The sequence below is a fragment of the Pectinatus haikarae genome, assembly GCF_015732185.1.
In the GTDB taxonomy this organism is placed as follows: Bacteria; Bacillota; Negativicutes; order Selenomonadales; family Selenomonadaceae; genus Pectinatus; species Pectinatus haikarae.
The window spans coordinates 554,805-567,834 of the sequence record NZ_WIQM01000008.1; the positions used below are offsets into that span (position 1 = coordinate 554,805).

Consider the following 13,030-nt stretch of genomic DNA (forward strand, 5'->3'; position numbering starts at 1 on the left):
TAAGATTAAAGGAGAATTTTTATGAGAGAATTACTTGAGCTTTTGGAGCATGATGCCCGCCGTCCTGTTAAAGAACTGGCAGCAATGCTTAATAAATCTGAATTTGAAATTGAAGATGCACTGAAAAAGCTTGAAGCCAATAAAGTGATCATGAGTTACAATACACTTATCGATTGGGAAAGATTCGGCGATCATAATGTTACCTCTGTTATAGAAGTCAATGTCGCACCACAAAGAGAAGTAGGGTTTGATGCCATTGCTGAACGTATTTATAGATTTGATGAGGTAAAATCGGTCTATCTGATGTCGGGCAGCTTTGATCTCCTAGTTATTATCGAAGGACAATCGCTCAATAAAGTAGCGGATTTTGTTGCGCGCAGACTTTCTACCATTGAGGGAGTCACCTCTACACGCAGTCATTTTATGCTGAAGGCATATAAGAAGGACGGGACTATAATGGATGATAAAGAAAACGACCGCAGGCTGGTGATGACTCCGTGAATAAGTGGGAAGAAAATTTATCGGCTGCCGTCAAGCAGGTCCCTCCTTCCGGCATCAGAAAATTTTTTGATGTGGCAGCAAAAATGGACGATGTTATAACACTCGGTATTGGTGAGCCTGATTTTGTAACGCCGTGGCATATCCGTGAAAGTTGTGTCTATGGTCTTGAAAAAGGGTACACATCCTATTCCACAAACAAAGGGATGCCCCTTCTGCGTAAAGAAATTGCTGCTCTTTATAAAAGAAGCCATGCTCTTGAATATGATCCTGAGGAAGAAATCATTGTCACAGTGGGGGTAAGTGAGGCTGTGGATCTGGCTTTGCGTGCTGTTCTTGATCAAGGTGATGAAGTGCTGATCCCTGAACCCTGTTATGTTTCTTATAAAGCGTGTGTCATATTGGCCGGCGGCATACCTGTTCCTGTTGCGACCGGCATTGAAAACGAATTTCGTGTTACAGCGGATGCACTGGAAAAATATGTTACACCAAAGACGAAAGTTCTTTTGATAGGGTATCCGAATAACCCGACAGGAACGGTTCTGACTGCTGAAGAATTAAAAGGCATCGCTGCATTTGCCCAGAAGCACGATCTTATCGTTCTTTCTGATGAAATATATGGAGATCTTACCTACGGCGGACTTGAGCATATATGTTTTTCCTCTCTGCCGGGGATGAAGGACAGAACGATCTTGTTTAACGGTTTTTCCAAAGCTTACGCGATGACAGGCTGGAGGCTGGGATATGCACTTGCCAATCCTGTGTTTATTGAAGCTATGAATAAAATCCATCAGTACACAATGCTTTGCGCTCCTGTAACAGCTCAGGTCGCAGGGATAGAAGCATTGCAGAACGGTGATGCCAACATGCATAAAATGATTCATGAATATGACCGGCGCCGTCATCTGATTTATGAAGGATTTTGTCGTATGGGGTTGAAGACCTTTGAACCTAAAGGTGCCTTTTATATATTCCCGAATATCGAAAGTACCGGCATGACTTCGGAAGAGTTTGTAGAAAATCTTCTTGAGCGTGAACATGTGGCTGTTATTCCGGGGAATGCTTTTGGTGAATGCGGTGAGGGGTTTATCCGCTGCTCTTATGCTACGTCTATAGACAAAATATCCGGTGCGTTGAATCGCATCGAAAATTTCTTAAAAAATATTTGAAAATGAGATGGTTTGAGCAGAAGATTAATATTTTAATTAATAAATGACAAACGGGACAGCAGCACATAGGTTTATGTGAAAAGCTGTCCCGTTTGTTCTGCTGAGGTTTTTTGAAAAATATATCAGCTGCAGGCTTTGATATTCTTTATCGGAGCTGCTGTTTTTTTCGGTTTTTAATGTATGCCGCCAGCAGAGAACCGGAAACGTTATGCCAAACGCTGAATATAGCAGCGGGGATCCCCGCTGCCGCTGTAAAATGCATTATCGCGAGTGAAGCGGCAAGCCCTGAATTTTTCATGCCCGTACTTATTGCTAAAGTCCGCACAGAGGCTTCTTCAACAATAAAAAATCGGGCAGAAAAATATCCTGCTGCCAAACCGCAGGTGTTATAAAGTACGACTGCAGCTAATATTTTTAATCCCATGTCAGCTAAAGTACCGGCACTGAGCGACACTACAGTGCCGACTAATATAATAACTGTCATAGCTGATACAACAGGCATAATATATCTGACTTTCTCAGCAGCCGCACCGCAAAAACGGTTAAATAAGATACCGGCGGCCACGGGTAAAAATACCATTTCCATAATACTCAGCAAAACGGCAAAAAAATCAATACTGATCCATTTTCCGGCAAAAAACAGAAGAAGCAGTGGTGTCAGGATCGGAGCCAAAAATGTCGACAGCATAGTCAAAGAAACAGACAATGCTATATCTCCTTTTGCCATGTATGTGATTACGGTCGAAGCGGTGGCACCTGGACATGCTCCCAGCAGGATCATGCCTGCTGCCGCATCCGGTGCAAGATTAAAAACAAAAGCAATAAAATATGCTGCGGCCGGCATAAATATGAATTGAAGCAATATTCCTGTCAGAATGCTGCGGTGTTTTTCTATGACCGTTTTGAAATCGTCTGCAGACAGATTCATTCCCATTCCGAGCATTACCACGCCGAGAAAATAAGCAATTTTGTCAGTAAACCAGATAAATAATGACGGCTGCATAATACCAATTATACCGGCAATTATAACACCAAACGGCATACCTCCGGCAAGCAGGCGGTTCATTTGTCTGATCATTTTGTTTGAGCCTCGAATGTTTGAAATGGTTTTTCTCTGCCGATTGTCTGCAGAAGATGATTTTTTTCATCGACTGTAACTATTTTGGGCATAAAGGTCTGAGCCTCTTTTTTGTCCATCAGCGCATAACCGATAATGATGACAGTATCTCCTACGACGGCTTTTCTTGCAGCCGCACCGTTCAAACATATGACCCCGCTGTTTTTTTTCCCGGCTATTACATATGTTTCAAGTCGGCTGCCATTGTTATTATTTACGACCTGCACCCGTTCGCCGGGAAGAATTCCGGCTGCTTCCAAAAGGGCAGTATCAATAGTGATGCTCCCCATATATGATAAATTGGCTTCGGTTACAACGGCGCGGTGAATCTTTCCATGAAATATATTGTACAGCATATTTATTCCCCCAAAATCACATTATCTATCAGGCGCGTAGTTCCGAATCTCACCGCCACAGCAACTAATGCTCTGCCATTAAATTCTTCATTTGCCGGAATCAGCCCCGGCAGTAAATATGATTCTACATATTCGATACTGCCCAAGGGTTCTGCCGCGATCATGTCATGCACTGCGCTGCATATTGTTTGCAGATTTTTTTCACCTTGCAGGAACAAAGACTGGGCACATTTTAAACTTTTATAAAGAACCAATGCTGACTGTCGTTCCTCTTTATTCAGATAAATATTGCGGGAACTTTTTGCCAAACCGTCTTGTTCTCGTACTATCGGCATAATGTGCAGCTCTACATCAAAAAATAGATCATTGACCATTTTTCTTATAACTTCCACCTGCTGGGCATCTTTTTGACCAAAATATGCTTTGTCCGGCATGGTTATGTTGAATAGTTTTGCAATAATTGTTGTAACACCACGAAAATGTATGGGACGTGTGCGCCCGCATAATACTTTTACAATGTCACCTGTTGTCTCAACCCAGGTCATATCCTTGCCGGGATATAGCGAGCCGGCATCAGGTGCAAATATAATATCTGCACCGGCAGCTTCGGCTTTCTGGCAGTCTCCTGATAAATCACGCGGATACTGGCCGAAATCTTCATTGGGGCCAAATTGGACAGGATTGACAAATATACTCACAATTGTCAGGTCATTTTCCCTGCTGCACGCAGTGATCAATGAAATGTGTCCTTCATGCAGCGCACCCATTGTTGGAACAAGTCCGATCGTTTTTCCCTTTTTGCCGGTGTCTTTCACAAGTTTGCGTAAGCCCTTAACATCAGTACATAAAATCATTTTAAAACTCTCCTCATTTTTTTTGCAACAAACAAAAAAAGAAAAGGGATTGCAATAAAAAAGCGCACTCCGACAAGGAATGCGCATAGAAAGCCTATTGCCCCCGTCTCGGTCATAGTGATCCAAGCGATATAAATAATATAACAAAACAGCTTATATCGTGATACAGTTCAATATGATACTGTTCATTCAAATGTTTGTTACGGATTTATAATAGCATAGATAAGCAGACAGCACAATAAAATTACTATATAGATACACTGGACGCATAAAATTTAATATTTTTTATAAATAGAAGTAAGTAATGTTGAAACTATGCAAAAATTATACTATAATTAAATGAAATTGAGAGCAGTGAAGCTTCAAAACATAATGTTTTGAAGCTTTTTATGTTCCAATAGACAATTTTGCACGGTTGTCACTGCAAGATTATGTATTTTTTATATTTATCCATTTATATGTTCTAATAATTGTTTAGGGAGGGATTCATATGGGAAAAAAATATGGTCTTATTTTGAGCATTCTCGTCCTGCTGATTATAATCATGCTGCCGACGCCGGAGGGCCTTTCCGTATCCGGACAGCGTATGCTGGGCATCCTTGTGTTTTCTGTAATAATATGGATGACAGAAGCTGTGGCGTATTCGGTGAGTTCTGTGTTGATCGTATCGCTTATGGCACTTTTACTGGGGCTTGCCCCTGATCCGGTGCATCCTGAAAAATTGCTTGGTACAGCCGAAGCTTTAAAGTATGCGCTTTCTGGTTTCAGTACAAGTGCGCTGGCCTTGGTAGGAGGGGCCATGTTTATTGCGGTAGCCATGGTTAAAACAAAGCTTGATGCTCGTATTGCTCTCATGATCTTATCCAAGATAGGCACAAAAACAAATCGTGTACTGATCGGTGTTATAGCAGTCGGTTTTATTCTCAGTTTTTTTGTTCCGAGTACGACAGCAAGAGTTTCCTGCATGGTGCCGATAATATTAGGTATTATTAATTCTTTTGGTGTTTCAATGAAAAGCAGATTCGCAGCAGTAATGATGATCGCTGTCGCGCAAGCTGACAGCATATGGAATGTGGGCATAAAAACAGCGGCAGCTCAGAATATGATCGCGCTTACTTTCATCGAAAAACAACTTGGCTACTATATAAGCTGGGGAGAATGGTTCATTGCAGCCGCTCCGTTTGCGGCGATTATGTCAGTGGTCCTTTACTTTATTCTGTTGAAGATGATACCGCCTGAAACGGATGAAATAGCCGGCGGCAAAGAGGCTGTGGCTAAAGCATTAAAGGAACTTGGTCCTATGTCTGTGGCAGAAAAAAAATTGATGATCATTTCTGTGATTCTCTTATTTTTATGGGCCACAGAAAAAATTGTTCACCCGCTTGATACTACGACAACGACTTTGTCAGCCATAACAATTATGCTTCTGCCTAAAATAGGAATTATGGATTGGAAATATGTCCAAAATCGTGTAAGCTGGGGGACGCTGATGCTTTTCGGCACAGGCATCAGCCTCGGATCGACTATTTTGTCCACAAAAGCAGCCGATTGGGTAGCTTCATATATCGTCGGTAAATTTGACTTATATACTATGTCGGCATTTGGTATATTGGCAGTGCTGAGTATATTCCTCATAGTTATCCATCTCGGTTTTGCCAGCGCTACCGCCCTATCAGCCGCCATGATCCCGATTATAATATCAGTTCTTCAAGGGGCGTCGCAGTACAATTCGCTTAATATCGTCGGCATGACTATGGTTTTGCAATATGTGATATGCTTTGGCTTTATTCTTCCTGTCAATGCCCCGCAAAATATGATAGTTTTCAGTACGGAAACTGTAACGGCCCGTGATTTTATCCGCACAGGTATTCCTATTACTATAGCTGCATATCTGCTGATATTGCTGATGGCCGCAACTTATTGGAAATGGCTTGGTATAGTTTTATGAAAAGCAGCTGCCAGTGCATAGGGGGGCAGTCCATTTTTTATGTTTGCTTTTTCTCTATATTTATTGACTCTATGATTATTTTCTGAGTGGGCTCTTCTGTGGAGCGGACAATAAAAACGAAAATCACAGTTGTTTTTTTGATAAATATCTTAAAAACTGATGTTTTCAAAACAGCGAATCATTGGATATCCGAAGATTCGCTGTTTATTATTATTTCTGTGATATAGTGTTTATGACTACAGAAAATGTGTTAAAAATAAAATATACAATATATTTTAATGGTTTGTAAAATATAGAATAAAAATGATGCTTAAAAGCAAATATTTATTTGACAATTTTCACTTTGCATGATATAGTAAAAAAGTATTCAGAGATTGGCAATGGACTCACATGCTCTTGTAAGTCATTGATTGGTTCATTCGATGTTTTACAAGAGCATGTGTTTTTTGTTTGATTCTATTGAATAAAATATTTTTTTAATTCTCAGGAGGACTCATATAATGACAGGAACAGTTAAATGGTTTAACGCAGGTAAAGGCTATGGCTTCATTACTAATGATGATGGAAGTGGAGATTTATTCGTACATTTTTCCGCAATCCAGGCTGATGGCTATAAAACCCTTGAAGAAGGCCAGAAAGTAACCTTCGACGCTGAACCCGATAGCCGTGACAGCAGCAAAATGCGTGCTGTTAATGTTTGCGTTGCCTAATTATATATAGGATACAATCGCGTATCACCCCTGCCATAATGGCAGGGGTGATATTTTTTTGTCTAATTGTTGAAAATATAGCAAGTAATTGCCATGAATTTGCCATAAATTGCTGATATTATTTAGACAATTTAAAGAAGACAAAGATATATTGCTTCTTCTTTGATTGCCGTACGACCTTTTCAGGTGCTATAATAATTCAGACAGATTTACTGATTAATCAAATTTTCAGCGGAATAATTTCCGGCTTCGATGAAATTTAGTTTTATTGGTGATTTCTATTTTATTATTATGACAGGTTTCCATGAAAGGACGAAAAAATTTGCATGTTTCTGTTTTAGCCAGCGGCAGTAAGGGCAATACTATTTTTGTTGAAATAGATAATACACTTCTTTTAATAGATGCAGGGATAAGTGCACGGAGAATCAATAAATCATTGACGGATATAGGTGTCGATATACGTGATATCTGCGGCGTGATAATCACCCATGAGCATCGTGATCATATAAACGGGCTGCCAACTCTCTGCAAAAAATATCATCTGCCTGTTTATTCACGTGCTGCTACTTTTAAAGCGATGTATTGTCTTGAGAAGCTTCCTCTTGATTGTCTGCATCCTATAAAAGAAAATTTTCAAGTAGGCGGCCTGTCTGTTGATGCATTCAGTATCTCGCATGATGCCGCAGATCCGGTAGGCTACAGCATACGCAGCAGCCATGAAAAATGTACGGTGGCAACTGATTTAGGCTTTGTTACCAGCACAGTTCAGGAAGCCATTGATGAGTCTGATGTTCTTGTGCTCGAAGCTAATCATGATCAGAGAATGCTGCGTGAGGGAGCTTATCCGTGGGCATTGAAGCAGCGCATTATGGGAAATAAGGGACACTTGTCAAATGATGATGCTGCGTGGGCACTGGTACGAATGAAAAAACATAATCCATATGTTTTTCTTGCACATATGAGTGAGGAAAATAACTGTCCGTCTGTTGCCAAGCAAACCATCACAGAAATTATCCAGCGCCAGGGCATAAAGTTAGGAACGGATATAACTATTCAGCTGGCAAAACAAAATGAGACTGTCACGCTGCCGTAGAAAAATCGGATTTTACTATTTGATAAAATTTTTTGTGATATTTTTCTTTGATAATTGCTTTTAGATAATGAAAGTCCTGTCGAAAGGGTGAGGATCATGATTGGCATTTCAAAATACAAAATGCGTTTTTCTCGTTTAACTGCTTTTTTAATGATTGTATCTGTAATTTTGATGATTGTCACTGCAGGCTGTTCAACGAGTCCAAAGGATAATAATACTACATCAACTGACAATAATACGACACAGGCTGAAAAAGTACCGTCCGGTCCCGTGTCTGATGCCAGAAATACACCAATTGTCCGCGCTGCTAAGGCAGTAGGACCTGCTGTTGTTGGGATAACAAATAAAGCTGTTGCACGAGATTGGTTTAATAATCAGGTAGAAGTCAGTCAAGGGGTCGGCTCGGGTGTAATTTTTAAAAGTGATGGCTATATCGTAACCAATAACCATGTTATAGACGGTGCCAGGGAAATAACGGTTTCATTGGCAGACGGACGTACTTTGCCTGGTAAACTGGTAGGTGCGGATTCTGTAACTGATATAGCTGTGGTAAAAGTGGATGCCGCTGATCTGCCGGTGGCAAAATTTGGCAATTCAGATGATATAATGGTAGGAGAGCCTGCAATAGCCATAGGCAATCCTATGGGCTTAGAATTCCAAGGCAGTGTTACAGCAGGTGTTATCAGTGCCTTGAATCGCACCCTTGATATCGGCGAGGGACGAGTGAAACTCTTGCAGACGGATGCTGCTATCAACCCCGGCAATTCAGGCGGAGCACTGGTGAATGCTGACGGTCTTATAATTGGCATAAACAGCGCTAAACTGGCAGCTAATGGTGTTGAGGGGATGGGATTTGCCATACCTATAAACACAGTTCAGCCGATAATAGATCAATTGATAGCTAATGGACGAGTGGCCAGACCTTATTTAGGTGTGGGAATATTTGATAAAAATTCAGCGGCTAAAAATGGTTATCTGTTAAATATAGATAAGGGCGTTTATGTTGCTCAGGTGGCTCCAAATGGACCGGCTGCCTCGGCTGGCATACAGCGCGGTGATGTCATAGCCAAAATAGACGATAAAGAAATAAATAGTGTAAATGATCTGCGCGATGCTATTTCTGCACATAAGATAGATGATAAAATTTCCCTGGATATTGTCAGGGATGGCAAAGAGCTGTCAGTATCAGCAGTTTTGAATGAAATGCCGAGCCAGAGTCAATGAGGATAACAATAATCAGTGCGGGTAAATTGAAAGAAAATTATCTGCGTGAGGGAATAAGTGAGTTCACAAAGCGCCTGCGTCCTTTCACACAGCTTGACATTATTGAAATTGCTGAAGAAAAGATGCCTGACGCACCTTCTGCTAAGGAAAAAGAAAAAATTCTCGATATTGAGGGAAAAAGATTACTTAAACAAGTCCCTTCTGACAGCTTCTTGTTTGTTCTTGATGTATATGGAAAATTCTTTTCCTCAGAAGAGCTGGCAGAAAAAATATCTCTTCTGACAGTGACAGGAAAAAGCAGTCTGACTTTTATTATAGGCGGCGCGTTTGGTCTGTCCGATGAATTGCGGAAAACGGCAGATTCACTTATAAGCTTTTCAAAAATGACCTTCACACACCAGATGGTAAAATTACTGCTTGTTGAGCAGATATATCGTTCCTTTAAGATAAACCGCGGTGAACCTTATCATTGGTGATTTACAGTCTGTCCTTTAGCGGTATCGGTATATATGAGAATATTGTTTTTTCGGAAATTGGACAAAAAATTTATCAGTGCATATTGGTGAATTAAATATTTTTTATATGATTTTCTTGAAATTTAACAAATTTAGCAAGCTGAACATTGCTTGAAAATAAAAAAACTTTAGCATGCTTATAAAAATTACGATATAATATATATAGGAGTCATTTTCTTTTCAGGACTCTATGCAAAATTATATCTGGTATGTTTTATCAGATAAACTGATCTGCAAAAGGAGGGGTTCCCATGGTACCACGTATTGAAAAAATTGCAAGAACTGCTGGTGTAATGACGAATTATGCATATACTCAGACTGACATGCAGGGGAATGACCTAAATAGAAAAAAAAGGAAAAATCCCCCTTCTTTCAAGAAAATACTGCATACGGCTATGGAAAAAACAGAAAATGATGCTTATAAGGTAGAAATAAATGCCCAGATCCGTTGACCAGAAAATGATGAAATTGGCATTGAGCGAAGCAGATAAGGCTTTTTTTTCAGATGAAGTTCCTGTCGGGGCTGTTATAGTTGATGACAAGGGACAAATAATAGCTTCTGCGCATAACGAGCAGGAGCACTCAAAAGATGCTACAGGGCATGCGGAAGTGACAGCGATAAGAATTGCTTGCGCAAAATTATCCTGCCGCCGTCTTGTTAATATGACTCTTTATGTTACCCTTGAGCCATGTCCAATGTGTGCAGGTGCCATTCTCCTCAGTCATATCGGCAGACTTGTTTACGGGGCGCCTGACAGCCGTATGGGAGCCGTCGAGTCTATATTTTCTGTTTTATCGCATCCCGCCATAAAAAATAATATTGAAATACGCGGTGGTGTCCTTGAGGATGAATGCAAACTGGTTTTGCGCAAATTCTTTGCTGTAAAGCGAACGGGATATAAAAGCAGAGAACCCTTTTCTTTATGATGAAAGAGGTTTCTCTGCTTTTTGTATATGACAGCTGTCCCTTTATTCAATAAATCGTAATTTTTATGATGGTTTTAGAAAATGAGCTGTTATAGACAAGCACCATTAATTATATTATAATCGTAGTAAGAAAAAGATGTGGAGGGATTTATATGAAGGATATAAAAACAATTCTTGTTCCTGTAGATGGCTCAGAAGGTTCCGATAAGGCAATTGATTTTGCTCTTAGTTTGGCTCAAGTATATAATGCAAAAATAAATTTCCTGTATATAGCTAATATTAATCAATTAGCTATCAACGCGTGTCTGTCTGATGCTATTTTAGATGCGGTCACAAAAGCTGGCGATGCCGTTTTGGATAAAGCATTGGAAAAAGTTCCTCACGATATACAGGCGGAAGCGTTCTCTGAAACAGGGTCTCCCGCAGTTACTATTCTTGAGTTTGTTCAGGAAAATAAAAATGATATGATCGTAATGGGCAGCCGTGGGTTAGGCGTTGTTAAGGGAGTTCTCCTCGGCAGTGTAAGTCAGTATGTTGTAGAAAATGCTAAGTGCCCGGTCGTGATAGCAAAATAAAGTCCTAATATAAAAGCTCTTTTTCATCAGACAAAATAGTTGTTTGATGAAAAAGAGCTTTTTTATATATTCTATTCTTAAAGATTATTTATGGGATAATGAACTTTTTTATTTGTCAAGAAACGTACGGCTTCTTCTGCGGCTTTGCGCTTAAGTTCCTGAGCGGCTTCCTCAGAATACCATGCCATATGCGGTGTAGCTATATAATTTTCCAATTCAAAGAGCCTGCTGCCGGGATTCATAGGTTCAGTTACCACACAGTCGATACCTGCGCCGCCGATTTCACCATCTTTTAGTGCTTCATAAAGATCATCTTCGTTGATGATTCCTCCGCGTGCTACATTCAGCAGAACAGCTGTTTTCTTCATTTTCGTGAATACGTCTTTGTTAAATAAATTTTTGTTGCCTTCTGCGGGAATATGCAGTGAAATAATATCCGCCTCAGTAATAATCTCATCCAAAGATACCGCCTTGATGAATCGGGTTTCATCGTTTTCTTTATAATAAGGATCAAAACCGATAATGTTATATCCCAAGGCATGTGCCTTAATTGCAAAATTTCTGCCTATACGTCCAAGACCAATAACCCCGACCGTTTGATTTGAAGCTCTGTGCACAGGAATGCTCCGTACGTAATCCCACTTTGATTTTTTTGTGAAATCATTCATTAACACGATTTTGCGTGTAAATGCCATCATCAGTGCAATCGCGTGATCAGCGACTTCGTTCATTCCATAATCAGGAACATTGCAGACTTGGATATTACGCTTTGTCGCTTCTTTTATATCGATAGTATCAACACCTACACCATAGCGTACGATCATTTTCAATTCAGGAAGATTTTCCATTACTTTTTTTGTTATATGTGCATACTGCACGATTAACGCTTGTGCGCTTTGGCACTCGCGTATTACATCATCTTCTGTACGGCATTGTTTCAATTCAAGCGGTATTCCCGCTTTTTGAAAAATATTGATTTCAATGTCTATATTCTCATGGTCGCAGTCCGTTATAATTGCTTTCATCATATCAGCCTCCAATTATATAAATTATGCTTTTATTTCGCTTTTTGACGCAGATGTATACAGAAACCGCCGACCTCTTCCGCCAAATAAACAACTTTGGGATTTCCTTTTTCATCATTTATCCAAGTGTCATCGTTGAATTTTATTCCTTTGCGTCTGAAATAAGCCACTGCTCGGATCATATCATTGGTATCGATGCATAAATGTCCGTTTTTTCCTAAAAAGGGAGATTTGATAACTTCTGCCATGCTTCCTGCGAAATAGGCACCGTCATGCTCTATTTTTTCCTGTAAAAACAATTCAGCCAATCTGCTTGTCACTGAATCAGCTTGTTTTGCATTTTCACAGTTTATGCCAACGTGCGCTAAGCTGAATCCCAGCAAGCGGCTTAATATTTGTTGACAGGTTTCTACGATATTATCCCAGTTTTTTGCTTTGATTGCCGAAGAAGGTGTCATAAAACTGCCGCCCACTGCCACGACATTGGGCAATGAAAGATAATCAAGCATGTTTTCTTCATTCACACCGCCTGTCGGCATGAAACTTATACCCGAAAAAGGACCCGAAAGAGCTTTTAAAGTTTTTGTTCCGCCATAAGCTTCTGCGGGAAAAAATTTACATGTGTTGAGTCCCATTGCCATAGCGGCTTCGATATCCGCAGGGGATGCTGTTCCCGGAACAACATCAATATTATTGTCAAGACACCATTTTACCACTGACGGGTTGAAACCGGGAGTGACAATGAATTTTGCTCCTGCATCTATTGCTTGTTCGGCATGTGCTATATCGTGTACAGTACCGGCCCCGACAATAATATCCGGTACTTTTGCGGCCATTTCTCTGATGGAATCCAGACCGGCAGCTGTGCGAAAAGTAACCTCAGCAACGGGAATGCCTCCTTTTACGAGGGCTTGTGCAAGCGGCACGGCATCATTCGCATCATCGAGCGATATAAGCGGAACTAGTCCAATATCAAAAATATCCTGCATGTTTTTACTGGTCATTTATTTTCTCTCCTA

Annotated in this window: 15 protein-coding genes; 10 read left to right on the forward strand and 5 right to left on the reverse strand. The window is 40.4% G+C overall.

Annotation, left to right across the window (positions count from 1 at the left end; translation table 11 throughout):
- The first annotated feature begins 21 nt into the window (after positions 1-21).
- Together I6758_RS06830 and I6758_RS06835 are read left to right on the forward strand one after the other, a co-directional pair.
- A complete protein-coding gene (locus I6758_RS06830) occupies positions 22-501 on the forward strand; it encodes an Lrp/AsnC family transcriptional regulator (RefSeq protein ID WP_196604431.1) in 480 nt (159 codons plus the stop codon).
- Positions 498-1,667: an aminotransferase class I/II-fold pyridoxal phosphate-dependent enzyme gene (locus I6758_RS06835; RefSeq protein WP_307224170.1), complete on the forward strand. Its 1,170-nt coding sequence runs from the start codon at positions 498-500 to the stop codon at positions 1,665-1,667. The genes I6758_RS06830 and I6758_RS06835 overlap by 4 nt, the downstream gene beginning before the upstream one ends.
- A gap of 145 nt (positions 1,668-1,812) precedes the next feature.
- On the opposite strand, the gene I6758_RS06840 is transcribed toward I6758_RS06835, so the two are convergent.
- From I6758_RS06840 to panC, 3 genes are read right to left on the reverse strand one after another with little or no spacing between them, the layout of a single operon-like run.
- Positions 1,813-2,745, reverse strand: coding sequence for a bile acid:sodium symporter family protein (locus tag I6758_RS06840; protein WP_196604432.1), 933 nt, complete (start codon positions 2,743-2,745; stop codon positions 1,813-1,815).
- Complete coding sequence (gene panD / locus I6758_RS06845) at positions 2,742-3,140, reverse strand: aspartate 1-decarboxylase (RefSeq protein ID WP_196604433.1); 399 nt, start codon at positions 3,138-3,140, stop codon at positions 2,742-2,744. Before panD ends, I6758_RS06840 begins: the two co-directional genes overlap by 4 nt.
- A gap of 2 nt (positions 3,141-3,142) precedes the next feature.
- Positions 3,143-3,994 (reverse strand): pantoate--beta-alanine ligase, encoded by an 852-nt coding sequence (gene panC, locus I6758_RS06850; protein WP_196604434.1) that lies wholly within the window; start codon positions 3,992-3,994, stop codon positions 3,143-3,145.
- 490 nt (positions 3,995-4,484) lie between these two features.
- Here panC and I6758_RS06855 point away from each other — a divergent pair, with 490 nt between their 5' ends.
- The 8 genes from I6758_RS06855 (at position 4,485) to I6758_RS06890 (ending at position 10,986) form a co-directional block, all read left to right on the forward strand.
- Positions 4,485-5,942, forward strand: coding sequence for a DASS family sodium-coupled anion symporter (locus I6758_RS06855; RefSeq protein WP_196604435.1), 1,458 nt, complete (start codon positions 4,485-4,487; stop codon positions 5,940-5,942).
- 500 nt (positions 5,943-6,442) lie between these two features.
- The gene (locus I6758_RS06860; protein WP_132548543.1) at positions 6,443-6,652 is read left to right on the forward strand and encodes a cold-shock protein; all 210 of its coding nucleotides are present in this window, start codon (positions 6,443-6,445) and stop codon (positions 6,650-6,652) included.
- 322 nt (positions 6,653-6,974) lie between these two features.
- Positions 6,975-7,745, forward strand: coding sequence for an MBL fold metallo-hydrolase (locus tag I6758_RS06865; protein WP_196604505.1), 771 nt, complete (start codon positions 6,975-6,977; stop codon positions 7,743-7,745).
- 120 nt (positions 7,746-7,865) lie between these two features.
- Positions 7,866-8,969 carry a S1C family serine protease gene (locus I6758_RS06870; RefSeq protein WP_196604506.1) on the forward strand — a complete coding sequence of 368 codons (1,104 nt, stop codon included), beginning with the start codon at positions 7,866-7,868 and terminating at the stop codon, positions 8,967-8,969.
- Positions 8,966-9,445, forward strand: a complete 480-nt coding sequence (gene rlmH / locus I6758_RS06875) for a 23S rRNA (pseudouridine(1915)-N(3))-methyltransferase RlmH (RefSeq protein ID WP_196604436.1) — start codon at positions 8,966-8,968, stop codon at positions 9,443-9,445. Before I6758_RS06870 ends, rlmH begins: the two co-directional genes overlap by 4 nt.
- A 290-nt stretch (positions 9,446-9,735) precedes the next feature.
- Positions 9,736-9,936, forward strand: a complete 201-nt coding sequence (locus tag I6758_RS06880) for a hypothetical protein (RefSeq protein WP_196604437.1) — start codon at positions 9,736-9,738, stop codon at positions 9,934-9,936.
- Positions 9,920-10,411 (forward strand): tRNA adenosine(34) deaminase TadA, encoded by a 492-nt coding sequence (gene tadA, locus I6758_RS06885; RefSeq protein WP_231038540.1) that lies wholly within the window; start codon positions 9,920-9,922, stop codon positions 10,409-10,411. Before I6758_RS06880 ends, tadA begins: the two co-directional genes overlap by 17 nt.
- A 152-nt stretch (positions 10,412-10,563) precedes the next feature.
- Positions 10,564-10,986, forward strand: coding sequence for a universal stress protein (locus I6758_RS06890; protein WP_196604438.1), 423 nt, complete (start codon positions 10,564-10,566; stop codon positions 10,984-10,986).
- Between the two features lie 77 nt (positions 10,987-11,063).
- On the opposite strand, the gene I6758_RS06895 is transcribed toward I6758_RS06890, so the two are convergent.
- On the reverse strand, positions 11,064-12,014 hold the full coding sequence (locus I6758_RS06895) for a C-terminal binding protein (RefSeq protein WP_196604439.1): 951 nt from the start codon (positions 12,012-12,014) through the stop codon (positions 11,064-11,066).
- A gap of 29 nt (positions 12,015-12,043) precedes the next feature.
- Positions 12,044-13,015, reverse strand: a complete 972-nt coding sequence (locus tag I6758_RS06900; protein ID WP_196604440.1) for a bifunctional 4-hydroxy-2-oxoglutarate aldolase/2-dehydro-3-deoxy-phosphogluconate aldolase — start codon at positions 13,013-13,015, stop codon at positions 12,044-12,046.
- Positions 13,016-13,030: the final 15 nt, after the last annotated feature.

Bases quoted from the DNA above. Each gene is read 5' to 3' on its own strand.
- I6758_RS06890 (WP_196604438.1), top strand. From the start codon at position 10,564: ATGAAGGATATAAAAACAATTCTTGTTCCTGTAGATGGCTCAGAAGGT.
- panC (WP_196604434.1), bottom strand. From the start codon at position 3,994: ATGATTTTATGTACTGATGTTAAGGGCTTACGCAAACTTGTGAAAGAC.
- I6758_RS06870 (WP_196604506.1), top strand. From the start codon at position 7,866: ATGCGTTTTTCTCGTTTAACTGCTTTTTTAATGATTGTATCTGTAATT.
- tadA (WP_231038540.1), top strand. From the start codon at position 9,920: ATGCCCAGATCCGTTGACCAGAAAATGATGAAATTGGCATTGAGCGAA.
- rlmH (WP_196604436.1), top strand. From the start codon at position 8,966: ATGAGGATAACAATAATCAGTGCGGGTAAATTGAAAGAAAATTATCTG.
- panD (WP_196604433.1), bottom strand. From the start codon at position 3,140: ATGCTGTACAATATATTTCATGGAAAGATTCACCGCGCCGTTGTAACC.
- I6758_RS06900 (WP_196604440.1), bottom strand. From the start codon at position 13,015: ATGACCAGTAAAAACATGCAGGATATTTTTGATATTGGACTAGTTCCG.
- I6758_RS06880 (WP_196604437.1), top strand. From the start codon at position 9,736: ATGGTACCACGTATTGAAAAAATTGCAAGAACTGCTGGTGTAATGACG.
- I6758_RS06830 (WP_196604431.1), top strand. From the start codon at position 22: ATGAGAGAATTACTTGAGCTTTTGGAGCATGATGCCCGCCGTCCTGTT.
- I6758_RS06860 (WP_132548543.1), top strand. From the start codon at position 6,443: ATGACAGGAACAGTTAAATGGTTTAACGCAGGTAAAGGCTATGGCTTC.
- I6758_RS06895 (WP_196604439.1), bottom strand. From the start codon at position 12,014: ATGATGAAAGCAATTATAACGGACTGCGACCATGAGAATATAGACATT.
- I6758_RS06840 (WP_196604432.1), bottom strand. From the start codon at position 2,745: ATGATCAGACAAATGAACCGCCTGCTTGCCGGAGGTATGCCGTTTGGT.
- I6758_RS06855 (WP_196604435.1), top strand. From the start codon at position 4,485: ATGGGAAAAAAATATGGTCTTATTTTGAGCATTCTCGTCCTGCTGATT.